The sequence below is a fragment of the Paenibacillus sp. FSL L8-0644 genome (genome assembly GCF_038008165.1).
Lineage (GTDB): Bacteria > Bacillota > Bacilli > Paenibacillales > Paenibacillaceae > Paenibacillus > Paenibacillus polymyxa_D.
On record NZ_JBBOYN010000001.1, the window covers coordinates 1956282 to 1980724 of the forward strand.

At 43.7% G+C, this 24443-nt stretch carries 23 protein-coding genes; 19 read left to right on the forward strand and 4 right to left on the reverse strand.

All coding sequences use genetic code 11. The features are described 5' to 3' along the window. Complete coding sequence (gene pfkB / locus NSS94_RS08935; RefSeq protein ID WP_341039176.1) at window positions 1-912, forward strand: 1-phosphofructokinase; 912 nt, start codon at window positions 1-3, stop codon at window positions 910-912. A gap of 67 nt (window positions 913-979) precedes the next feature. Further along, window positions 980-2908 carry a PTS fructose transporter subunit IIABC gene (locus NSS94_RS08940; protein ID WP_029516646.1) on the forward strand — a complete coding sequence of 643 codons (1929 nt, stop codon included), beginning with the start codon at window positions 980-982 and terminating at the stop codon, window positions 2906-2908. Window positions 2909-3061: 153 nt separating this feature from the next. Here NSS94_RS08940 and NSS94_RS08945 read toward each other — a convergent pair whose 3' ends face one another. Then, window positions 3062-3937, reverse strand: a complete 876-nt coding sequence (locus tag NSS94_RS08945; RefSeq protein WP_341039177.1) for a LysR family transcriptional regulator — start codon at window positions 3935-3937, stop codon at window positions 3062-3064. A gap of 111 nt (window positions 3938-4048) precedes the next feature. On the opposite strand from NSS94_RS08945, the gene NSS94_RS08950 reads away from it, so the two are divergent. From NSS94_RS08950 to NSS94_RS26215, 8 genes are all read left to right on the forward strand, one after another. Next, entirely contained in the window at window positions 4049-4435 is a 387-nt protein-coding gene (locus NSS94_RS08950) for a tautomerase family protein (protein ID WP_029516648.1), read from the forward strand. Then, window positions 4432-4767 carry a carboxymuconolactone decarboxylase family protein gene (locus NSS94_RS08955; RefSeq protein WP_029516649.1) on the forward strand — a complete coding sequence of 112 codons (336 nt, stop codon included), beginning with the start codon at window positions 4432-4434 and terminating at the stop codon, window positions 4765-4767. The genes NSS94_RS08950 and NSS94_RS08955 overlap by 4 nt, the downstream gene beginning before the upstream one ends. 246 nt (window positions 4768-5013) lie before the next feature. After that, on the forward strand, window positions 5014-5871 hold the full coding sequence (gene licT / locus NSS94_RS08960) for a BglG family transcription antiterminator LicT (protein ID WP_029516650.1): 858 nt from the start codon (window positions 5014-5016) through the stop codon (window positions 5869-5871). Window positions 5872-6054: 183 nt separating this feature from the next. Next, entirely contained in the window at window positions 6055-7935 is a 1881-nt protein-coding gene (locus tag NSS94_RS08965; protein ID WP_341039178.1) for a beta-glucoside-specific PTS transporter subunit IIABC, read from the forward strand. A gap of 74 nt (window positions 7936-8009) precedes the next feature. Further along, window positions 8010-9419 carry a glycoside hydrolase family 1 protein gene (locus tag NSS94_RS08970; protein ID WP_340931854.1) on the forward strand — a complete coding sequence of 470 codons (1410 nt, stop codon included), beginning with the start codon at window positions 8010-8012 and terminating at the stop codon, window positions 9417-9419. Window positions 9420-9553: 134 nt separating this feature from the next. Further along, on the forward strand, window positions 9554-10456 hold the full coding sequence (locus NSS94_RS08975) for a LysR family transcriptional regulator (protein ID WP_029516653.1): 903 nt from the start codon (window positions 9554-9556) through the stop codon (window positions 10454-10456). A 123-nt stretch (window positions 10457-10579) separates the two neighbouring features. Then, complete coding sequence (locus tag NSS94_RS08980; protein ID WP_029516654.1) at window positions 10580-11719, forward strand: 5-methyltetrahydropteroyltriglutamate--homocysteine S-methyltransferase; 1140 nt, start codon at window positions 10580-10582, stop codon at window positions 11717-11719. 302 nt (window positions 11720-12021) lie between these two features. Then, on the forward strand, window positions 12022-12507 hold the full coding sequence (locus NSS94_RS26215) for a DUF1036 domain-containing protein (protein ID WP_029516655.1): 486 nt from the start codon (window positions 12022-12024) through the stop codon (window positions 12505-12507). 204 nt (window positions 12508-12711) lie between these two features. Here NSS94_RS26215 and NSS94_RS08985 read toward each other — a convergent pair whose 3' ends face one another. Continuing rightward, window positions 12712-13050 (reverse strand): helix-turn-helix domain-containing protein, encoded by a 339-nt coding sequence (locus NSS94_RS08985; RefSeq protein WP_029516656.1) that lies wholly within the window; start codon window positions 13048-13050, stop codon window positions 12712-12714. A 716-nt stretch (window positions 13051-13766) separates the two neighbouring features. On the opposite strand from NSS94_RS08985, the gene NSS94_RS08990 reads away from it, so the two are divergent. Together NSS94_RS08990 and NSS94_RS08995 are read left to right on the forward strand one after the other, a co-directional pair. After that, the gene (locus tag NSS94_RS08990) at window positions 13767-13865 is read left to right on the forward strand and encodes a hypothetical protein (RefSeq protein ID WP_014599622.1); all 99 of its coding nucleotides are present in this window, start codon (window positions 13767-13769) and stop codon (window positions 13863-13865) included. Window positions 13866-14087: 222 nt separating this feature from the next. Beyond that, on the forward strand, window positions 14088-14534 hold the full coding sequence (locus NSS94_RS08995) for a DUF6386 family protein (protein WP_341039179.1): 447 nt from the start codon (window positions 14088-14090) through the stop codon (window positions 14532-14534). A 131-nt stretch (window positions 14535-14665) separates the two neighbouring features. On the opposite strand, the gene NSS94_RS09000 is transcribed toward NSS94_RS08995, so the two are convergent. Further along, entirely contained in the window at window positions 14666-15796 is a 1131-nt protein-coding gene (locus tag NSS94_RS09000; protein WP_069012176.1) for a phosphodiester glycosidase family protein, read from the reverse strand. Between the two features lie 133 nt (window positions 15797-15929). Between NSS94_RS09000 and NSS94_RS09005 the strand changes: the two genes are divergently transcribed. The 7 genes from NSS94_RS09005 to nspC all read left to right on the forward strand — a co-directional run bounded on the left by NSS94_RS09005 (window position 15930) and on the right by nspC (window position 23695). Next, entirely contained in the window at window positions 15930-16403 is a 474-nt protein-coding gene (locus NSS94_RS09005) for a DUF7716 domain-containing protein (protein WP_069012175.1), read from the forward strand. Window positions 16404-16453: 50 nt separating this feature from the next. Continuing rightward, a complete protein-coding gene (locus NSS94_RS09010) occupies window positions 16454-17767 on the forward strand; it encodes a hypothetical protein (protein WP_341039180.1) in 1314 nt (437 codons plus the stop codon). A gap of 154 nt (window positions 17768-17921) precedes the next feature. Then, a complete protein-coding gene (locus NSS94_RS09015; protein WP_029516661.1) occupies window positions 17922-18545 on the forward strand; it encodes an SMI1/KNR4 family protein in 624 nt (207 codons plus the stop codon). A gap of 180 nt (window positions 18546-18725) precedes the next feature. Then, window positions 18726-20606, forward strand: coding sequence for a molecular chaperone HtpG (gene htpG / locus NSS94_RS09020; protein ID WP_029516662.1), 1881 nt, complete (start codon window positions 18726-18728; stop codon window positions 20604-20606). 157 nt (window positions 20607-20763) lie between these two features. Continuing rightward, window positions 20764-21033 (forward strand): bacteriocin immunity protein, encoded by a 270-nt coding sequence (locus NSS94_RS09025; protein ID WP_069012172.1) that lies wholly within the window; start codon window positions 20764-20766, stop codon window positions 21031-21033. A gap of 314 nt (window positions 21034-21347) precedes the next feature. Continuing rightward, the gene (locus NSS94_RS09030) at window positions 21348-22547 is read left to right on the forward strand and encodes a saccharopine dehydrogenase family protein (protein WP_016819676.1); all 1200 of its coding nucleotides are present in this window, start codon (window positions 21348-21350) and stop codon (window positions 22545-22547) included. 8 nt (window positions 22548-22555) lie between these two features. Then, window positions 22556-23695, forward strand: coding sequence for a carboxynorspermidine decarboxylase (nspC, locus tag NSS94_RS09035; RefSeq protein WP_029516665.1), 1140 nt, complete (start codon window positions 22556-22558; stop codon window positions 23693-23695). 195 nt (window positions 23696-23890) lie between these two features. Here nspC and NSS94_RS09040 read toward each other — a convergent pair whose 3' ends face one another. Continuing rightward, a complete protein-coding gene (locus tag NSS94_RS09040; protein ID WP_341039181.1) occupies window positions 23891-24394 on the reverse strand; it encodes a hypothetical protein in 504 nt (167 codons plus the stop codon). Window positions 24395-24443 lie beyond the last annotated feature (49 nt).

The following is a 24443-nucleotide window of genomic DNA, read 5'->3' on the forward strand; positions in this document are numbered from 1 at the left end:
ATGATATATACAGTAACGCTGAACCCTTCCATTGATTATATCGTGGAAGTTGACGATTTGGAGCTTGGTGATTTGAACCGGATGAAACGTGATTTGAAATTGCCAGGTGGTAAAGGAATTAATGTATCACGTGTACTAAACCAGCTGGGAGCAGATAGCACGGCGATCGGCTTTCTAGGAGGATTCACAGGCAGGTTTATCGACGATACATTGCGGGAAGAATCCATTAAAACTGATTTTGTAATGATCGAAGATGACACACGGATTAACATTAAACTCAAGCATGGCGATGAAACGGAAATTAACGGTTTGGGACCTGTGATTCGTGAGCAAGAGGCCGATGCGTTGGTGCAAAAGCTGGCCGCACTCCAGAAAAATGACATTGTCGTCTTGTCGGGAAGTATCCCGCCGTCACTTGGAGGAGACTTCTATGATCGGCTGATTAGCGTATGCCAGCAAACTGGGGCTGAATTCGTCATCGACACCACAGGTGAGGCGCTGATGAAGGCACTGGTTCATAAACCGCTGCTCATCAAGCCAAATCACCACGAGTTGGCTGAGTTGTTTGGCGTAACTATTCACTCAAAGGAGGAGATCGTCACTTACGGTCGTAAGCTGCTGGAAGCAGGTGCAAAAAATGTACTGATTTCCATGGCAGGAGAAGGGGCTTTGTTCATTACGGCAGATGAAGTGTATCACGCAAATGTACCAGCAGGAACGGTTAAAAATTCTGTAGGCGCAGGTGATTCAATGATTGCTGGATTCGTGGGTACGCTGGCTCTTCATGGCGATCCGATCGAAGCATTCCGTGCAGGAGTGGCATCCGGAAGCGCAACTGCGTTTTCCGATGATCTGGCTACTAGAGAGAAAATTGAACAATTACGGCCGCAAGTCACGATTTCAAAACGGTAATCCGGCTGCATCATGAGCTTATTATGCGTGTATCGACACGCTGACCGAACTTAGGAGAGTGTGAAAAATGAGAATAACAGACCTGATGATTAAAGAAACGATGATCATGGACCTGCAGGCGACGACAAAGGACGAGGCGATTGAGGAGCTCATTGCTAGCCTTGAAGCAAGTGGACGTATTAATGACCGTGCCTTGTTTAAAGAAATGATTTACAAACGTGAAGCAGAGTCCAGCACTGGAATCGGCGGCGGCATTGCGATGCCGCATGCCAAGACCAAAGCTGTGAATGAAGCGACTGTCGTTTTCGCCAAAAGCAGTAAAGGCGTAGAATTCGAATCGTTGGACGGTGAGCCGGCAAAAGTGTTCTTTATGATTGCGGCTCCAGAGGGGGCAGCAAATACGCATCTTCGCACACTGGCAGCCCTTTCCCGGCTCTTAATTGATACCGATTTTATCGGGAACCTTATGAAAACGCAAACACCGGATGAAGTATCTGTGTTGTTTGATACCAAGCAGGCGGAAGAAGAAGCTGCCAAAAAAGCAAAAGAGGCTAAGAAAGAGGCAGCCAAAGCGCAGCAAACGCCAGACGTTATCGTTGGCAATCCGAATTCTGACGAGTTTGTGGTTGCAGTGACCGCTTGTCCTACAGGCATTGCACACACGTTTATGGCTGAAGATGCTCTTATTAAGAAAGCGAAAGAAATGGGTGTGAATATCCGTGTAGAGACGAATGGCTCGGAAGGCGCACAAAACGTACTGACAGCGGATGAAATTCGTCGTGCCAAAGGAGTAATCGTCGCAGCTGACAAGAAGGTTGAAATGGCCAGATTTGACGGTAAACCTGTATTACAAAGACCGGTAAGTGACGGTATTCGTAAATCTGAGGAACTGATCCGCAAAGCGCTGAACGGCGATGCGCCAATTTATCGTAGTGAAGGTAAAGGCAGCGCTGAAGAGTCGAAAGCGGAGAAGAGCAGCGTAGGCAGCAAAATCTACAAGGATTTAATGAACGGTATTTCTCATATGCTACCATTCGTTGTAGGCGGGGGGATCTTGCTAGCCATTTCCTTCTTGATTGAACAGGTAGCGGGAGAAGATAATGTATTCTTCCAACTGTTACAAACGATTGGCGGCGGAACAGGTGCGTTCCACTTCCTGATTCCGATACTGGCCGGATTTATCGCGATGAGTATTGGAGACCGCCCGGCACTGATGCCAGGTATGGTTGGGGGTCTGATGGCTGTAAACTCCAATGCAGGTTTCCTTGGCGGTCTGGCAGCAGGTTTTCTGGCTGGTTATGTGGTGATCTTCCTGCGTAAAGCTTTTGCAGGTCTACCAAAAACGCTGGATGGTTTAAAACCAATCTTGTTATACCCGGTATTCGGACTCCTAATTACAGGCGCGATTATGTTCTACCTGTTTGATCCAATTTTCGGTGGTATTAATACGTGGCTTGTCAACGTTCTGAACAATTTAGGAACAGGTAATGCAGTTATTTTGGGTCTGATCCTGGGCGGAATGATGTCGATTGACATGGGTGGACCTTTCAACAAGGCAGCTTACGCATTTTCGATCGGTGTCTTTACTTCCAGTGGTAACACGAACGGAGCTATGATGGCGGCTGTTATGGCGGGCGGCATGGTACCTCCGCTGGCAATCGCATTAGCTTCGACGTTCTTCAAAAATAAGTTTACTGAGCAAGAGCGCAAGTCTGGCTTGACGAACTATGTACTTGGATTGTCCTTCATTACGGAAGGAGCCATTCCATTCGCAGCTGCTGATCCTCTGCGTGTCTTAACCTCTTGTATTGTAGGTTCAGCGATTGCTGGTGGTCTGACGCAGTTCTGGCAAATCAATCTTCCAGCTCCACATGGCGGAATTTTTGTAGCAGCTCTTGCCAATCATGCTTTGCTGTTCTTGCTTGCAGTGGTGATTGGTTCCGTAATTTCCGCGCTCATTCTGGGACTGTGGAAAAAACCGCTTGAAGCGAAATAACAGGTATGACAACAAGAGTATAAAAATAAAGAGAGGGCCACATTTTCTTAGGCCTTCAAAATAGTAAAGCCGCTAAACACCAGGTTTCTGAGTGTTTAGCGGCTTTTTCTTTATGCAAAGATGATATAACTTATTAGTAGTCTTGCATAGATGCTATAGCCTGCAAAGCTCCTTAACCAGCTGTATAAATAGCTTTCGGGCCGAAGACATATACTGCTGGTGATGGTTGTTTTGTAATAGTCCAATGGCAATATTAGGGTCTGTTAACTGGAGGGGGACGGTGACCAGTTCCTCCGGCAAAGGCATTGACGATAGAACCACTCCAACTGAAGGAATCGTTTTTACGAACGTGGGGATCGACGAGATTTGACTGACAGTATAAAAAAACGGCATCGACGGGAAGTGTGAAAGCTCTTTCTCCAGTCGTATATGGTACAAGCAGTTCTTACCTCCGACGATAAGCGGATACGCGTACAGATCTTCGAGCTGAAGCTCACTTTTTGCCGCGAAGGGATGATTACGGGACACAATAAAGGCGATGTGTTCGTGAAATATGGATTCAAAGTGTAAAGAAGGAATGGAGTGAGGTTCCCCAGAGATAGCAAAATCCAGCTTACCATCCACCAAAGCATGTGCGAGTGCATCCGTGTTTCCAACTGTAAAATGACATGTAATATTCGGTTTATGCTCTCGAAACTGCTGCAGAGCCAAGGGGAGTAAGGTAGCCGCTACCGTTTCAAGCACACCGATATGGAGCGTGCCGATCTCCTCCTTTTTCAGCGACTTCGCCTGGTCCATTACAAAATTCCAATGCTGAATAAGTCCGTCTATCTCCTCGGCATATAGTTTGCCCGGGGACGTTAACTCCGCATCCCAACCCCTTTTAAAAAGTTGAAATCCCAGCTCTTTTTCAAGCCTCTGGATTTGGTTCGTGACTGTAGACTGAGCGTAGTTTAATTTGACAGCAGCTTTTGAAAACGTTCCTTCTTCGATTATGGTACGAAATGTAGTTAATTCTTTCAGATCCACGCTTGCTCATCTCCATCGATGAAATTGAATATATTTATGATTATTTTCAATTATACAGATGAAAGTAAGGGGAGTACAATCATCTTATCCCAACGGATAGGAGAGATGAACATGCCATTTGTACGAGTTGGCTACATGGAGCAACAATACACAGAGCAAGAGCTGTCTGACATTAGCTGCTGTATCATGAATGCTTTGATCGAACATTTTCAGGTTCCGGAAAAAGATTACTTTCAGGCTTTTCATGCTCATAAGCAAAGCGAGTTTTATTATAGTCCCGATTATTTGAATGTATCCAGAACAGACAAGCTGCTGTACATCCAAATTACGATGGGATCGGGTAGAACTACGGAACAAAAAAAGGATTTTTACCAAAGATTAGCCGAACTCATCTCTATTGAATGTAAAGTCCGACCGGAGGATGTTTTTGTGACACTGGTAGAGACTGAATTAGAGGATTGGTCCTTTGGCAATGGACTTGCCCAGATGATTGTATGAAGCATAAATTGATTAGATCGAGTGTTCGGGAAACGATCGGTGATTTTGCTCCCGCTTTTGTAGGTTATACGGAGGATGTCCTTTTTGGAGATGTATGGAGAAGAGGTGAGCTATCTCTAAGGGAACGGAGTCTCATTACAGTTGCCGCTCTGGTAGCGGGTGAGCATGTGAATCAACTTCCTTATCATCTGAACCTGGCCAAGGAAAACGGGATTTCGGAGGAAGAACTGGTTGAAGTCATTACACAGCTTGCCTTTTATGTAGGATGGCCCCGGGCAGCCTCAGCCATTCAGGTTGCCAAAGAGGTGTTTTGCAAAGAGCAAGAAAGTTAAGCATGAACCTAAAAAACTGCTAAGCACAAAGGATTCCGAGTGTTTGGCGGTTTTTTGGCATGATTGTATTGTTATTCTGCATTGAAAGCGGTATAGTAAGAGTAATTGAATGAGGGGTGAAGTGCCCTTCGGGATTGTTACTGGTGAGCAGGCGATACCCAAATAATGACTAATTGATTTAGTCGTTATTTGGTTTTTTTTTGTTATTACAAACTTTGTCATTACATCAATGAGGTGAGCAGATAAATGATCATCCGGCAAATTTTTAACAACAATGTTATCCGAGTCGAAAATCAGGTGGGTCATGAATTTGTTGTCATAGGGAATGGTCTAGGCTTTAAAAAGAAAAATGGCCAGAGGGTCGATGAAGACAAAATAGAAAAAACCTTTGTATTAAAGTCCGATAAAATTCCACAAAAATTAATAGATCTTATTGGGGAAACATCTGTAGAGTATTTAAAGGTGGCGGATGAAATTGTAGGCAGCGCAAAAAAGGAAATGGGAGATATTTTTAGTGACAATATCTATATTTCTCTGATTGACCATATTCAATTTGCCATCTCTCGATACAGAAAATCCGTAGGACTTAAAAATTCACTGTTATGGCAAATTAAAAAATTTTACAAAAAAGAATTTATGATCGGAATGAACGCATTGGACATCATCCATGCTCAATTTGGCATCCAAATGGATGAGCATGAAGCAAGCTTTATTGCTATGCATTTTGTAAATGCAAGACAAGACGGTCAGGGAATGAAACAAACGGTTGAGATTACCGAGATTATTGATGACATTTTCAACATTGTAACCGATTACTACGAGATTACACTGGATGAAACTTCGTTCAATTATTCCCGTTTTATTACTCATTTGCAGTACTTTGCCCAACGATTGCTGAGCAATGAACAAGAACAACTAGCTTCAGGGGATAATTTCTTGTATGACCAAGTCAAAGATAAATACGAGAAGGCTTTTCAATGCACCCAATTAATCAATCAATATTTAGAGTTAAAGCATGAAAGTGCTATGTCGATTGATGAAAAAGTGTATTTGACGATTCATATACAGCGTGTAACCTCCAGAAATGATATAGCTAGTTCTTAGAAAAAAAGCTTGCAAACGATTTCTAAGTGATTTATAGTAGGCTCACAACTTAAATATAAGGATTGTTACTGGTTAAGCAGGCGATACCTAAATGAATGGCAGTGATCATTTTCTTTGATCATACAGGCCTTTCGTTTAGGTGTTTTTTTGTTTCCAGGCAATCTGCCCAAGAGGAGAATGAACATGGATCATAAGAAAATGGGCGAAGACATCGTACGTCTCGTTGGAGGAGAAGAAAATATCAATGGACTTGTCCATTGTGCTACACGACTCCGATTTGACCTGAAGGATTCACGAAAAGCCGAAAGAGAAGCGCTTGAGAAGCATGAGGGAATCATTACCGTTGTTGAAAGCGGAGGACAATTCCAAGTTGTTATTGGCAGCCATGTTGCCTATGTATATGCAGAGATCATGAAAAACAGGGATTTTGGATCGAATTCCCCTGCAGCCAGTGAATCCAGTGGGAAAAAAACATCGGTCATATCCACAATCTTTGAAGTCATTTCCGGTAGTTTCTCCCCATTGATTCCAGCGATGGCGGGCTCGGGAATGATAAAAGCACTCCTGACGGTTTTGACCTTGCTAGGATGGATGTCTGCAACAAGTGATACTTATATGATCCTGTCTGCTGCAGGGAATGCTGTGTTTTACTTCTTGCCGATTTTACTAGGGATTACGCTTGGTATAAAGCTGAAGGCGAATCCTTATGTAGCTGGTGTGATCGGTGCGGCTCTCATGGAACCCAACTTTACGGGGCTGATGGACAAAGGCTCTGATGTATCGTTTTTAGGAATACCGGTGGTCATGATGAACTACTCCGCCAGTGTTTTCCCGATTTTTATATCCATTAGCATCTATGCGTTGGTAGATAAGTTTTTGAAGAAGATCATTCTTAAGGATTTACAGCTATTTTTAGTTCCGATGCTGGCTTTAATGATTATGGTTCCGCTATCTGCGATGGCTTTTGGACCTTTCGGTACAGGGGTAGGAGATTGGATTTCTTCAGGTGTGACATGGTTAATCGGTGTAAGTGGCATTTTGTCAGGGATTGTTCTTGGCGGTTTTATGACCTTTATGGTCGTCTTCGGACTTCACTGGGGTTTTACCCCGATCACGATTCAAAATATCGGTGTTGGCGGTGATCCGATTGAGGCGATGGCTGCAGCAGCTGTATTTGCTCAAATTGGGGTCGCATTTGGTATCTTCCTGAAGGCGAGAAAAGATAAAATACTTAGAACTCTTGCCGGTTCCACGAGTATTACAGGATTGCTGGCTGGTGTGACAGAGCCGATTGTGTATGGTCTGGTGCTTCGCTATAAACGTGTCATTCCGATTGTCATTATCGCAGGTGCTCTAGGCGGTGCCATCAATGGACATTTTGGAGTGAAAATGACGGCGTATGTGTTTCACAACATTTTTGCGATTCCAGTGTATACGCCAACCTTGTTATACGTGATTGCCATTGCCTGCTCATTCGCGGCAGCAACCGCACTAACCCTTATTTTTGGGTATGAAAGCAAGGTGAAGGAGGAGACCCCAGAAACAGTTGAATCCGTGAAAACAGCAGAACCAGAACCTGTTGTTACAGCAACCAAGGCTGTTGACATCAAGAAAGAAACGATCTACAGCCCGATCACAGGCAAGACGATACCATTGAGCCAAGTGAATGATTCGGCATTTTCTACAGGGGCGATGGGAAAAGGCTTAGCCATTGAGCCGTCTGTCGGTGAGGTCGTAGCGCCTATAGATGGAGTTGTAACCTCGCTGTTTCCCACAGGACACGCCATCGGCTTGACTTCAAAGGCGGGTACGGAGATATTAATTCATATCGGAATTAACACCGTTGCGCTGAAAGGGAAGCATTTTAATCCAGTGGTTAAAGAAGGCGACAGCGTGAAACAGGGCGATTTGCTAATCCAGTTTGACAGAGAGCAGATTATTGAAGCAGGATACGAAATCGTGACCCCTGTCATCGTCACGCTTACAAAAAATAAAGTGGATGTGTTTGAGACAAATCAGGAGCAAATTCAAAAAAATGAAGTATTGCTAACGTTGGTTGTGTGATACAGGAAAGCCTATCATCACATTCATGAATTGCAAAATCAGAAGGATATAACGATAACTGGAGGGACTATAGCATGAAACATAATCAATTGAAGGCATTTCCTGAAAATTTTTTCTGGGGAGGTTCCACTTCCGCTTATCAAGTAGAGGGTGCATGGGACGAAGATGGAAAAGGACCTTCTGTCATTGACATGGCTAATCACGTCGAAGGGGTCACTGATTTTAAGGTAACCAGTGATCATTACCATATGTTCAAAGAAGACGTAGCCCTGATGGCTGAAATGGGCTTTAAAGCATATCGTTTCTCGATTGCTTGGACACGTATTTATCCCCTGGGGGCAGGTGAAGTGAATCAGAAGGGAATCGCGTTTTACAGCTTATTAATTGACGAACTAATTAAATACGGGATTGAACCGATTGTTACCATGTATCATTTTGATCTGCCTTATGCTCTTGAACAACAAGGCGGTTGGTCGAAAAGGGAGACGATTGATGCCTTCGAACAGTATGCCAAAACATTGTTTGAGAACTTTGGAGACAGGGTGAAATATTGGTTAACCATTAATGAGCAGAACATGCTGATTCTCCATCCCGGTTCTATTGGCACATTAGATACAAGTCTGGAAAATCCGCAAAAGGTACTGTACCAACAAAATCATCATATGTTAGTCGCACAGGCGAAGGCGATGGTATTGTGCCACGAGATGCTGCCTGACGCGAAAATTGGACCAGCACCGAATATTGGGGTTATCTATCCAGCCAGTTCCAAGCCTGAAGATACGCTGGCGGCGGACAACTATGCAGCCATTCGCAACTGGCTCTATCTGGATATGGCTGTGTTTGGCCGATACAACCATATTGCCTGGAGCTATTTGGTCGAGAAAGGCTATGAGCCTGTCATTGAAGAAGGGGATATGGATATATTAGCGAAGGGGAACCCGGACTTTATCGCATTTAATTATTATACCTCTCAAACCGTAGGAGAAAGTTTAGATGACGGGAATGATTTTTCACATACAGGAGATCAGCATGAAATTGTGGGTGAACCCGGAGCATATCGAGGTTCCGTCAACCCCAACCTGCAAACGACGGAGTTTGGTTGGGAGATTGATCCGGTCGGTTTTAGATCCACGTTACGCCAAATTTATTCTCGCTACCACTTGCCTTTGATTGTGACAGAGAATGGCTTGGGCGCTTTTGACAAGCTTGAAGAAGGGGATGTAGTGAATGATCCTTACCGCATTGACTTTTTCAACAAACATATCGAGCAGATTCAACTGGCTATTACAGATGGTGTAGAAGTGTTCGGCTTCTGTCCGTGGTCTGCAATTGATCTGGTGAGTACCCATCAAGGCTCCAGCAAGCGTTACGGGTTTATCTATGTGGATCGTGAGGAGTTTGATCTCAAGGATCTGCGTCGTATTCGTAAACAAAGCTTTTATTGGTATCAAAAGCTGATTGCCACAAACGGCGAAGTCCGTTAATTAATACAGTAGTGAAAAGCACCTCCTTGAAATGGATGTTACCATTTTGAGGGGGTATTTTTTAATTCCCTTTTTCAGGAGCATGGGCATGTATTATATAATAGAAGAAACACAAACGGAAAGGACATCATGCATTGACCCTACAACAATTAAAATATGTCATTGAGGTTGCCAATCGCGGTTCCATGAATGAGGCGGCAAAGCGGTTGTTCATTTCCCAGCCCAGTCTGTCGAACGCGATTCGTGATCTGGAGGAAGAAATTCATATCACCATTTTTGAGCGTACCAATAAGGGGATTTCTTTGTCCAAGGAAGGCGTGGAATTCCTCGGTTATGCACGTCAGGTCGTTGAGCAGGCGGAGCTGCTGGAAAGTCGCTATCTGGATGCCAAGCCTACACCACAGCATTTTGCTGTGTCCACGCAGCATTACGCTTTTGCCGTAAATGCATTTGTGAATCTGGTGAATCAATATGGTCAAGAAGAGTATGAATTGGCTTTGCGAGAGACCAAAACCCATGAAATCATACAGGATGTCAAAAGCCTGCGCAGTGAGATCGGAATCCTGTATCTGAACGAATTTAACGCCAAGGTCATTAACAAGCTGCTAAAAGATGCGAATCTACAATTCAACAGCCTGTTTACGGCCAAGCCACATATTTTTATCAGTGCCAATAATCCGCTATCCCAACAGTCCATCGTGACCATTGACCAGCTTTATCCGTATCCGTATTTGTCCTTTGAGCAAGGGGAGTACAATTCCTTTCACTTTTCCGAGGAGATTCTCAGTACGTTATCGCATCCCAAAAGCATTCGCGTCCATGATCGGGCGACCCTTTTTAATCTGCTCATTGGCTTGAACGGCTATACCATTTCTACCGGGGTGATCAGTGCGGATCTGAACGGTAACGACATTATTTCCGTCCCTCTGGAATGTGATGAGTCTATTAATGTGGGATGGATTTGCCATAAAAACGCTGCGCTCTCCAAGCTGGCCACTGTCTATGTAGAAGCACTGCATGAGGCGATAGGGGAATAAAAGATTGGGTATAGCCTTAGGCTATAACTAGCTATAGTTTATTAGAGTTACCTTATAACTGAAAATGTATGTTATCTTTCTTACAAGAACTTCACTATAGAAGCGAAAAAGGAGATAACCCTAATGAGCAGCATCCTTGATAATGCATCCCAACGTAAAGTGACCCCTTTTAGACATGATATGGTCGGCAGCTTTTTGCGCCCGCAAGCGATTAAAGACGCCAGAATTCAATTTCAAAATAATGAAATCTCTGCGGACGAGCTGAGAAAGATTGAAGATAACGAAATTATCAAGCTAGTGGAAAAGCAAAAATCCGTAGGACTTCAAGCCGTGACGGACGGTGAATTCAGACGCTCCTGGTGGCATCTTGATTTTATGTGGGGTCTGGACGGTGTGGAAAAGGTACAGCTTTTGAACGGCTACCAATTCCAAGGTGTGGAAACAAGAGCGGAAACTGCACGCTTGTCCGGTAAAATCGGACATTCCCGTCATCCTTTCATTGAAGATTTCAAATTCCTGAAGCAAGTAGCAGGTGAGGATGCGATCGCACGCCAAACGATCCCGGCACCTGCACAGTTCCTGGCCGAGCTATTGCGCGGAGAGAATAAAGAAACAACCGATACGTATTACAGCAATCTGGATGAACTGGTGACGGATATCGCCAAAGCCTACAAATCCGTGATTCAAGCGTTGTACAATGAGGGTTGCCGCAGCTTGCAACTGGATGATTGCACATGGGGTATGCTCTGTGATAAAAACTATTGGGAAGCTAGACAGCATGCGGGTGAAAATGTGGAAGATACCAAAAAGCTGTTCGCCCGTGTGAATCAGGAAACGGTGAAGGATCTTCCAGCCGATTTGGTCGTTACGACCCATGTATGCCGTGGTAACTACCATTCCACCTGGGCATCTTCTGGCGGCTATGAGCCTGTAGCCGAAACCCTGTTCGGCATCGACAACATCGACGGCTACTATCTCGAATTCGATACCGACCGTGCAGGCGATTTCACACCGCTTAAGCATCTGAAAGATCAAAAGCAGGTCGTACTGGGTCTCGTTTCCTCCAAAACGGGTGAACTGGAAGACAAGCAGACGGTCATTAATCGCATTAAGGAAGCGACTCAATTCGTCGACATCAACCACATCTGCCTCAGCCCACAATGCGGCTTTGCTTCGACAGAAGAGGGCAATATTCTGACAGAAGAGCAGCAGTGGAAAAAGCTTGCTTTCATTAAAGAGATTGCGGACGAGATTTGGAAGTAAGGTTTGGTTTAGGATATTTAAAAGGTTCTATTAGTTAAAGATATTTTATTGAAAAACACGTCATATATGGACGTGTTTTTTGATCTTTACAAGATTAGGTGGTGGTTTTCTTTTGATTGAATTCTATAACATTAACAACATGGTCATATGGTTTCGCCAAACTGATGGCGGGAAACTCTAAAAAAGCATAATCTCTGAGTATCCTAAAAAAGGCTAAGACTCTTTTATGTTTGTCCACTTCCTATTTACAACTCTTGCATACAATGGATTGTAGAATGGTATTAAGAGGGAGTGACAAAAAAATGAGTCTTTATTTTCGAAACAGCACCAATTCTACCGTACAGGTAGCCATTTTCTATCACGCGAGTAGGTGTGGGTTTGTCTTTGTGGGACAAACTGGTATATTGTCTACCTGGTACCGTTTGGCGCCTGGTCAAACGAGGGAAGTTGTTACTGGCAACGTAGGGGATAGAACAATATATTATTACGCTGAGAGCGTATCAAGAAATCTTGTGTGGTCAGGTAGTTTCCCCATACATGTTCCTAATTATAACTTCAGTGGATGTTGGATCTGGAATATTAATGGTAATCTATGCAATAATTGCAGAAGAGTTGGTTTTAAAACACTTAACATCCAACGCGGTTTCGTGAACTTTACAGTCAACCTTATTACAAATAGTGCTCAAAGAAAAGCGAAGCTAAAAAATGTTCGTATGGTATTGCCCACAAAAAGGGTAAAAAGAAAATTTAAATTGAATGACCGCAAGAAACTACCTAGAAGCCAATAATTTCATAATGGCGGGAAATCCTTTGCAATTTCGTATTCGATTCGGTTCGCGCTTTTATATAAGAAACTTGAAATTAAGATAATACTGGATATATATATGTTATTTTAATGTTCGATAGGGTATTGAACTTACGTAAAACAATAGTGCAATAGGAACTGCCTTGTTAACTAAAGGTGGCTCCTTTATTTTTGCTAAAAAATCCTTTTATTTTGTAATCTCCCGTATCACATTCCTCGCCAAGCGTACTTTCTCTGGACTCGATTTTTGGAGTATTTTTACGATTTCTTGTATATCAGTTTCATGTTTTGTAACCTTAATATCCTCATTTACATAAGCAAAAAGCTGAATCAAATTAACATCCAGTGCATTAGCAATTTTAGCTATATTTATTAAAGATACGTTTTTTTCTCCACGCTCAATCTGCCCTATGTATGAAAAATGGAATCCACCTTTTTCCCCAAGCGACTCCTGAGACAATCCTTTTTCTTTTCGCAAAGCACGTATTCTGGCACCCACTAATTTAAGAACTTCTTTATCTTCCATCGTCTACACCTCACTATTCTAAAAGTGTAGACAAGATATCCAAACGAAAACATTGAATAATGAATATAATAAATTATAATAATATCTATAAGTATTATTTTGGAGTATAATAAGACTAATATTGAAATTCTCTGGAGGAATAGATATGAAAGAAGCCCTTCTACCTTTATTCCAAGTCCCCCTCAACCGTCCAGACCCTCACAACACCTACATAATTCAATAACCGATTTCCACACTCTATCTCAATACCACATGAAACTAGCCCAAATCCTGTACAAGCACAATCAAGTCCAATGCTGCATTATCCTATGTGACTGGGCGTTAACTTCCATGTTAAAAGCTCTATATATGAAAGAAAACAACAGCCTTTTTCCTCCCGGATTCCTGTCTATGACTGACCTGCTGCACTTATTACATACCGAAACCACCCTGGATTAGATGTTGTCGTATTTATAGGTACCACTCAATTTCTTTCATCCCAGTTAGAAACCCCGCTCCTTCAAATGATGAGGCACAAGGATGTGAGCAGGCTGTTGCGCAGAACTAACGATATTCTCTGCCAGTTGTCATCCAGAGTCATTAGCGATCTATCTCAAACGTATCAGTACATTTTTTGAGTAGCCCTTCTATGGCAATAAACTTGCCGATTCGCCCTGTCGTTATCCACTTTTCTACATACGATAAGAGTAAGCTTTAATGCAAGGAGGGATTCAGACATGGGTGAAGTAGGTTACGGTGGAGCATGGACATCCACAGGAGCGATTTTGGTATTGTTCATTTTGTTGGTAATTATTACTAAGTCTTTTCTGATCTAACAGCAGGTTAGCATCGCTTAAATCACAAATCGGCCTTCTTTCACGACATCGTGAGGGAGGGCTTTTTATGCAGAATGGGTGTTAGTCCAACATGTTGTCTGGCCCTGCAAGCATTGTTATACTTTACATACAGGGATAATTTCCCTCAAATCTATAGCAATACGGATAGCGGAAGACGTGGGAAAACGGAAATTCGCTGACTATTATCAGGAGGATTGTATGATGAACATGGCAATCAGTCCATTTCAATTTACGACAGACACGGCGACTCTTTGCCTATTTGATACGCAAGCTCTGAAGCATCGCTTGAACGATGAGCCGGATTGGTGGTCCATTGAAGAGGACGAGCTGGGCGAGTTGAACAAAGGAAATGTAGCTTTTTTGAATCTGGGAGCGGACGGAACGTATGAGGTTGTGATGACAGATCATATCGACAAGCCTGCTGTGCGGCTGTTTTTGAAGGTTCCCTCAGGCAACCTATTTATTGGAGCAGGGGAGGAAGCCACAAGTGGTGGGCTGGAGCCTGAGTGTGTATGGGGAGGGATGTTCCTTTCTTTGCAACCGGGACTTTATGAATGCATGGCAAGCAGAGAAGACAACCGTATTTACCTTTCTATAAAAAAAGGAAGCGAAGGCAGCAATAGCTTTACAGATCTGATTCGATTGTAGATTGCAGGATCAATACGTGACGGCCATACATGCCGCTTGAACAGGTGGAAGCAGGAACAACCGAAGCTAGAGGAAATGGAAAAAGGCTATCCCCACGGCTTACAGATCCGTGAAGACAGCCCTTAATCCGTCTATTGATACTTTACAATAATGGCATTGCTGATTTGGCGGCCGGGTGTGGTGAGATAGGAGCCGTTGTAATACAGCCCGCTGGAAGCACCGCCGTCCAGATTCATGGCCTGATAAGCGCCGGCCTGCTTCATCATTTGGGCGAGCTGCGGAATGGTCGCTCCGCTTGTGGTCAGGAGGATCAGCTTATGATCCCGACTCATTCCGAGTGCGCTGCGGGCGCCGCCGCCTGTTAATATTTTAGGGTCCTTGAAGCCTTCGGCTTTGACATTTAGGGAAACCTGACCGTTCGTAACCAGACGAGGTCCAGCTTGAAGAGCACCTTCGACGCTGCCTTGACTTAAGCGTTGTTCAAAGGCAGAACCTGACACCAGCTCGGATAAATGGTTAGCATCGTAGGTGAAGACCGTCCGTTGGTCGCCGGAGCTCTTTTTCAACATCTTTCCATGGCTGACCAGGTAGCCGTAAGGCGTTTTGTAGGAGCTTTTGGTATAGGCATCAAAGAATGTACCGTTTATGGCTACAACCGCTTGATTACGTTTAGCGAGACTGCTTAAGTCTTCCACTTTACCAATGGTATCGCCTGCTAGAGCCACGTCTAGGCTTACCTTGGGATGGAGCATAGAGATGGTGACCACCTTAGCGGAAAAGGTACGAGACCCGACCTTGAAGCTTTTATGAGCCGTTGTAATGGGGGGAGTATTTCCGGGTAGCTTACCAGTAAGTACCGGAAGCGTGACGGACGTTGTACCCTGCTTAATGCGTACAGCTGAGGTTTCCTTTTGCCATGAGACTTGCAGGTTTAGATATTGGCTGACGAACTGCAAGGGTACATAGGTCGAACCATTATCGGTAAAAGGAGCGTTTTGCAAACGGACCGTCTGGTCATTCACTTTGGCGGTAGATTGTCCGGTGAATAATGTGATCCGGGTATTGCCTTGCGCGATTTCTATTTTTTTGTCCGCGGCAGTCATGTTGAGTGTGATCCCTTCATAGCTGTTCAGGAGACGGAGCGGGATGAAGGAGTGGTTACTTTGATCCACATAGACCAGCATAGGTGCTGGGGCAGCAGCGTAGATCGGGGTTACAAGTAATAGCAAGGACAGGATAACAAGTGCGGTGATTCTTTTCATGAATAGATCAATCTCCTTATGTAGTCTTGACACTTTACGAGGTGCTTGTAGTTATATCGGATTTTGTGAGTTGTAAATGTATGTTATACGAATGTTGAGTGTTTAACTGATATAGGAAGCGGGGTGGCTGGGGATGAGCAGGTATGAGACGAGACTTGAGGATTACCGTCGCAGAGAGCGCCCGTCTTATCGTGTGTTTGAAGGATTGCAGGAATTGGTGCATAGCGTGGGGCAACTGCATAATAACTGGTTATATGTGAATGTAGATCAATTGGATCAGGACCCTGTTCACACACCGATTTATTATTGGGATGAGCATTGGCTAGAGGAATGTGCAGAGGAGGGTACAGCCGTAACCAACGAACATGACGAGTCTATTCCCAAGTGGGTGCCAGATCGTCAGGTTCAAACCTGGTTTGAGTTGGCGACCTTCGAAAGTATTGTGGAAGTCCTTAAGGCTGCTGGACAGCCAGTGACGCTTCAGATGGTGATTATAGCGGTAAAATACTATGACAAGCACGATGCCTATCTGGACTATGAAGAGGTGAAGGCAGTGACAGACCTGTGGTCTGTGCTGACAAAGGTGAGAAACCACCTAGCAGAATGAACAAGCCTGTAGATCAAACGGGGCATACATACACTGGATGGGGGAAGCGAATGAGTTGGTTGGATCATGAAATGGCAGCAAAGTGGCGACAGGAAGGAAAAAGGTATGCTGCAGATGTGAATGAATTTGTCAGAATCGGTATGGAAAGCCAGTGGCAGCAGGAGCAGCCAGAGCCAAAGCAAGACGAACGCTCCAAACTGGCTGAAGATATTTTTCGTATGATTCAGGACGCAAATCAGGCAGAGGAAACAGAGCAGTTACGTCGGGAAATTCCGGCTGCATCCTGGCCGCTTACAGCAGCGTTTGAGGAGGCTTTGCAAGCCGTTAGGCCGATAGCCTTTATGAATGGAGGCAATGAAGTCATTCTACATGCGGGCAATCCTCGGGAACGCGGACAGATCTATGTGACGGGAAAAGATGGAATCAGGCAAATCCCTGGAATGCACCGAGTAGGTTGTTCGCCGGACGGGACTTATTTTGCGTTGGTGGATGGACAGGGGATTCGTATTGTTCGTCAACCGGACTTAAATCTGCAAGGAGAAGAGACAGCACATTTTCAGTGGAAGGATATACAAGGACGCTTAAAAGCATCCATTCCTGATTTGGAGTGCTTGGGAGATGAAGAGCATCCAGAGGATATATTAGATGAAGTGATTCCGTTTGGCGATGGACAGCGAGTTCTGCTGGTATGCGGTTATGGCGTTTATTTGTTGGCTGGTGATCAGGTGGATTTGATCCATCCCAAGACGTCTGAACGAAGAGAACTAGAGCTGGAAGACACGATTGTGGATATGGCCCATGGAGCTGTGTCGAGGGATGGACGCTGGATCGCTTACGGTAGCCAGATGAGTGAGCATATGCTTATGGATCTGTCCGATAAGACGGTGCATACATTGGAGCCAAATTCTAGTTATCCGCATTATGCTGTATTTTCCAAAGATGATTTGAATGTCTGGTACAATGCCTGTCATTTCTACAACGGCGCCACCATTCAAGTGTCGATTGCTGAGGTGGATCAGGGTCTTGCTCAGAATAAGGAAGAGTGGCCGATGATAAATGAAGAAATGCGAGTATACGCTGCAACAGCACTGACGCAAGGATCTATTTTGGGTGATGCCTACGGTTATCTCCGTCTGATTGACAGGGAGGGGCGTGAACTTTGGCGCTATTTTGTCGGCAGTACGATATCCGGGCTGGCAGTTACACCCGATGAAGGCATGTTGGCGGTTGGAACGTATGGTGGTATGCTTCATTTGATTGATTTGCAGAGCAGCACGAAGGACGAATATAGCATTGGCACCGCTCTAATTCACGAGACAGAACGTTGGATGATCTGGCGTAACTATGAGCCGTTGCGCTGGTAATACTAATATTCCGCAAATGGTGATAAAAGCAAGTTCTGATAAGCTGAACTTAAAAGTGCAGTAACACATGAATACAATGCTATTTTCATATAGAGAGCATTTGGCATAAACCCATGATGCAAAATGCGAATAGAGAGGAAAGAGGTGTGAGGACATGGACAAGAAAGCGGATATTCGTACATCTATGAAGGAACTATTTGCACAGATGGATGAAGCCTTTTTTATGGATGTGGAAGAAAATGTACCGATTGAAATGCGTGATGGGAATGTCGACGAGGAGGGATGGATCAAGTGGAAGCCTCTCCCTTCACAGATTACTGAACAGGAAATTCGGGAGATGGAGGAAAAATACCATTTTGAGCTGCCGCCCCTGCTAAGGAGTTTTATCATGTCCTACCATTATGTATCTTTACAATTCGATAATGAGTCCATTCCGGGAGTGTACTGGAGCGATTGTACGTTTGTTGAGTTTCCACGTCTGCCTGTAGGTCAAGGCTTAAAGGCATTTTATGATTTGCTCGATCAATGGTCACCTCTGCTGTCAGCAGGCTACATTCCTTTTGCAATAGCAGAGGACGACCAAGGTCCCGTTTGTTTAAATGTAGGCAGCAGACATAAGGACGGCGATTATCCTATTGTTTGGTTCTTTCATGAGGACCTACAGCATTTGGATGAGGATGAGCTGCGGATCAGGAGTAATCTGCTTCCCCATGTACAAGGGCTGTTTCCCTCCTCTGTCGAAATGTTTAACGTGATGTTTAAACACATTAGACACTAGCGATTTCCTAAAATGTAATTTTACTGCTCAGCCAACCGAGATATTGACATAAAAAATGAGGAATGTTATAAAAAAGGTAGGCTAGCACTCGAAAGATGGGAGTGCTAACAAAGTAGAATCGTTTGCATAGCTCATATCTGCTGGCCTTACATAGGTTTACATCTGAAAGGAGATATCCGAATGGAGAAAAAACAGTTTCAGGCTGAGTCCAAGCGTCTGCTCGAAATGATGATTAACTCGATTTACACGCAAAAGGAAATTTTTCTAAGAGAGCTGATCTCCAATGCAAGTGATGCGATTGACAAAATTTATTATAAAGCATTGACGGATGATCAACTGGTCTTTGACAAAGAAAATTATTATATCAAAGTAACTGCCAATAAGGATAATAGAACGCTAACCCTGCGTGATACCGGGATTGGTATGACTAAGGAAGAACTAGAAAATAACCTGGGTGTTATTGCTAAAAGCGGCTCACTGGCATTCAAAAATGAAAATGAATCCAAGGATGGTCATGACATCATCGGTCAATTCGGCGTCGGCTTCTATTCAGCTTTCATGGTAGCAGATGTGGTTACAGTGACTACCAAGGCTTTGGGAAGCGATACTGCATATAAATGGGAATCCACAGGTGCGGACGGGTATACCATTGAGGCAGCTGAGAAGGACGAGGTCGGAACCGAGATTGTTCTGAAAATCAAAGCAAACACCGAAGATGAGTCCTACGACGAATATTTGGACGAGTATCGTTTAAAAGCACTGATTAAAAAATACTCCGACTTTATCCGCTATCCGATTAAAATGGATATTACAGGCAAGCGGTTGAAAGAGGGAAGCGACAACGAGTTTGAGGATTACGAGGAAGAACAGCGTATCAACAGCATGGTTCCGATCTGGAGAAAAAACAAAAGCGAGCTGACCGACGAGGATTATCAAAATTTCTATGCGGAAAAACGCTATGGCTACGACAAGCCGCTCCAGCATATCCATGTCAGCGCGGACGGCGCGGTAGTGTACCAAGCTATTCTGTTTATTCCTGAGAATATCCCGTTTGATTTCTACTCCAAGGAATATGAAAAAGGGCTGGAGTTGTATGCCAACGGTGTGCTGATTATGGAAAAATCCCCTGATCTGCTGCCGGATTATTTTAGCTTTGTCAAAGGTATGGTTGACTCCGAAAGCCTGTCACTCAACATTTCCAGAGAAATGCTGCAGCATGACCGTCAGCTGAAGCTGATTGCCAAAAATATCGAAAGCAAAATCAAAGGCCAATTGCTGACCTTGCTCAAAAATGACCGGGAGAAATATGATCAATTCTACAAATCATTTGGCAGACAATTGAAATTTGGTGTCTACAACGATTACGGCAGACATAAAGAAACTCTGCAGGATCTGCTCATGTTCTACTCTTCTACAGAGAAAAAGCAGGTTACTTTGGACGAATACGTATCACGTATGCCAGAAGATCAAAAGTATATCTATTATGCTTCCGGCGAGTCCAACGAGCGTATTGAAAAACTGCCGCAAACCGAAATGGTGGCCGACAAAGGCTACGAAATTCTGTACTTCACTGATGATATTGATGAGTTCGCTATTAAAATGCTCTTAAGCTACAAAGAGAAAGAATTCAAATCTGTATCAAGCGGTGATCTGGGCATTGAGCCTGACGAAACCGAGAAAGAAACAGAAGCAGAACAAAACGACAACAAAGAGCTGTTCGAGTACATGAAGGGCTTGCTGGAAGGCAAGGTATCCAGTGTTAAAGCCTCTAAGCGCTTGAAGACACATCCGGTATGTCTATCCGCAGACGGCGAAGTGACGATTGAGATGGAAAAAATCTTGAACGCCATGCCTAATAACGCTGATGTCAAAGCGAATAAAGTGCTGGAAATTAACGTAAACCATGCGGTGTTCAACTCTTTGAAAGAAGCTTTTGCCGAGGATAAGGAGAAAGTAAACCTCTATACGGCATTACTGTATAATCAGGCTTTGCTGATCGAAGGCTTGCCGCTGCAAGATCCGGTTGAATTCACGAACGATATTTGCAAAATCATGGTTTAACAAGCTTTATTACTATATAGAGCCGTTCCCGTACTGGGAGCGGCTTTATTTATCATAAACGTTTCCTAAAGCTTCATGATAGACCATATAGCGCTTACAGAAGAAGGGATGGGCCCACACATTGCCGATCATACTCAATACAAAGGAGGGCAATTATATGAGTCTGGATCAAGCCAACCAGGAACTCCAAAATTTAGACCGTTTAGAACGAAGTGAGCTTATAGAGTTAGTGGAAAAAATCATCAGAGATGAGGGAACAGAAGAGGAAATCGACAGTATGCTGACCATAGTGAAGCAAAATACGCCCCATCCGGGGATCAGTAATTTGATCTACTGGGATGATCGTGATTTGAGTGCGGCAGAGATCGTAGATGAGGCATTACGCTATCAGCCCATCATTTTACCACCCCATGAATCTTCTCCATAGGATGTGGAGGGGTGGTCTTTTGTTTAGAAATAAGATAGTATTAATTCTTTAGGGCTATGCGCATTATATTCAAAAAAACTTCCGTTAAACGTGTGCTGACTTCCCTGGGGTGTATGGGGTAATAGTTGTTTTCTGTTCACTTTACGGAGTTTTATGCCTAATTTTGGGTTTTGTAAAGTTTTTGTGACATGCTCCTGTGAATTTTGACACAGCAAATTATCGTTTTTCTTGATTATTTGGTGGGATGTCTTTATAATCATTTTGTTTGCAAGAATGATTAGCGATTAGCGTATGGAATAAGGAGGTTATTTATTTTGGGAAAAGCATTGATTATTGGCGCCGGTGGCGTGGCCAGCGTTGTGGTGCATAAATGTTGCCAAAACCCAGATGTATTTGAAGAAATTTGTATCGCAAGCAGAACTGTTGAGAAATGCGATGCGCTTAAAGAGAAGCTGGGTGGAGGTCGTACGAAGATTCAAACGGCTCAGCTTGATGCTGACAACACCGACATGGTCATTGACTTGATTCGAAGCTTTCAACCGGATGTAGTTATCAATGTGGCTCTCCCTTATCAGGATTTGACGATAATGGATGCTTGCCTTGAGACAGGTGTTCATTACGTTGATACGGCGAACTATGAACCGCCGGATACGCCGAAGTTTGAATACAGCTGGCAATGGGCCTACAAAGAAAGATTCGAAAAAGCAGGAATTACAGCTCTGCTGGGCAGCGGTTTTGATCCAGGCGTGACTGGAGTATTTACGGCTTATGCTCAAAAGCACTACTTTGATGAAATTCATACGATTGATATTGTGGATGCGAATGCAGGGGACCACGGATATCCTTTTGCAACTAATTTTAATCCGGAAATCAATATTCGTGAAATTACGGCGAAGGGCCGTTACTTTGAAAACGGAGAATGGATTGAAACTGAGCCACTTTCTGAGAAAAAGGTATACGACCTTCCTGAAATTGGACCGAAAAATATATATCTTTTGTACCATGAAGAACTGGAATCTCTTGCAGTGAATATTAAAGGCGTGAAAAAAATCCGCTTCTGGATGACGTTCTCGGACAATTATCTGAATCATTTGAATGTACTTCAAAACGTAGGCATGACTTCGATCGAGCCTATTGATTACGAAGGACAACAAATCATTCCACTGCAATTCCTGAAGGCTATTTTGCCAGATCCGGCTTCTCTGGGTCCAAGAACAAAAGGCAAAACAAACATTGGTTGCATCATCCAAGGTGTGAAAGATGGAAAACCAAAAACGTATTATGTTTACAATGTTTGTGATCATGAGGAATGTTATGCAGAGGTTGGCTCCCAAGCCATTTCTTACACAACTGGTGTTCCTGCCATGATCGGCGCCATGCTTATCATCAAAGGTCTCTGGAAAAAGCCAGGCGTTTACAACGTTGAGGAATTTGATCCAGATCCATTTATGGAAGCCCTAAATAAACACGGATTGCCATGGCAAGAGAACTTTACGCCAACGTTGCTTGATTGAGGTCTGCGATGAATATTGATATTACAGGACTTCCATCACCTTGTTATCTTGTTGACGAAAGACTTCTTGTCAAAAACCTTGAGGTTTTAAATTCCGTTCAAGAACGGACAGGCTGCAGTATTTTGCTCGCTCTTAAGGGATTTTCGATGTTTTCGACCTTTCCTCTGGTTGGCAAATACTTAAAAGGGGTAACCTCCAGTTCGTTGTTTGAGGCTAGACTTGGTCGCGAAAAAATGGACAAGGAAGTTCACGTATACGCACCTGCTTATGTTGACAGTGAATTTGATGAGCTATTGGAGTATGTTGACCATATTGTTTTCAACTCCTTTGATCAACTGAAACGCTACAAAAGCAGAGTGCAAGGCGTAACTTCCAAAAAAATCGACATCGGCATTCGGGTGAATCCGGAATATTCGGAAATCGAAACGCCGTTGTATGATCCTTGCTACAACAACTCCAGAATGGGTGTGACTCTGGCTAACTTTAGACCTGAGGATCTGGATGGCGTGGACGGTATTCATTTTCATACGATGTGTGAACAGAATTCAGATACGCTAGAGCGCACCATTAAAGTCGTGGATGAGAAATTCGGGCCATACATTAAGAACATGAAATGGCTCAATTTCGGCGGCGGTCACCATATTACCAGAGAAGACTATGATCTGGACACGCTGGTACGCTGTATTCAATATTTTCAGGATAAATATGGTGTGCAGGTTTATCTGGAGCCGGGCGAAGCTATTGCTTTGAATACTGGATATCTGGTGGCTACTGTATTGGATACGATGAAGAACGGAATGGATATTGCCATTCTGGATACTTCGGCTGAATGTCATATGCCTGATGTGCTGGCTATGCCTTACCGCCCGAATATCATTGATGCAGGCAAACCTGGTGAGTATGCACATACTTATAGACTTGGTGGGCTTACGTGCTTGGCCGGAGATGTAATTGGAGACTATTCCTTTAAAGAGCCATTGAAGCCGGGAGACAAGCTTGTATTCTGCGACATGGCCCATTACACGATGGTCAAAAACCACATGTTCAACGGAGTCAACCTGCCAGCCATCGCCAGCTACAACGACGAAGAAGGCATTAAGGTAATCCGTCAGTTCTCCTACGAGGACTTTAGTTCTCGTTTGTCGTAAGAAATAGATGTGATCTAAATGACTGTACCGAAGAATGAATGAACTACAAAAGCCTCGCCCCTTGAGAAAGGGGTGAGGCTTTTTGGTGTAGTTAGGATTTTTTAGTTTTTATATGTGCCTGTTGCATGTATCCAATACGACAACGGGCATTAAATAATGATTCACTACTTGAAAAGTTACATAAATTTAATTAGTCTACCTTACAGCTTCAGAAGAGACTTTATAGTCAAATATATGTCCTCCAGGTTGAAGTCCTGGAAAAACCTCGACGGCTAGGTAGTATTCTTTACCTTTTTCAAGTTCTACATCTAAAGAATATTGACCATCTCTTGAACGTTTCATTTTACTACCAGTATTATCGTAAACAGTCATCTGCAACCAGGAATCTGAATATCTGTCTCCCTGAATTGTAAAATGAGCTTTTTGTGATTCAAAAGCCTTGATTTTATATACATCGTAGGCTTCCCAGACTCCAGGCACTCCCTCTGCACCAAGTCTTCCGATAACAGCATCACCTATAAAATAGTAGTTAGCCTGTTCAAAACTATCATTTGGTTCCTGTTCATGATATTCAAGTGCAGAGGTGAGAGTTGATTCCTTTGCGGCTGGTACGGAATTTGTTTCTTCCGCTAATGCGACACCAGCAGAAGTACTTAGCATAAGTGCAAAACCTAATGAAGCCAACAACGCTTTTTTCATGAATAAGAGCCCTCTCTTTTTTGGGATTTATATTCATTTATATGAATAT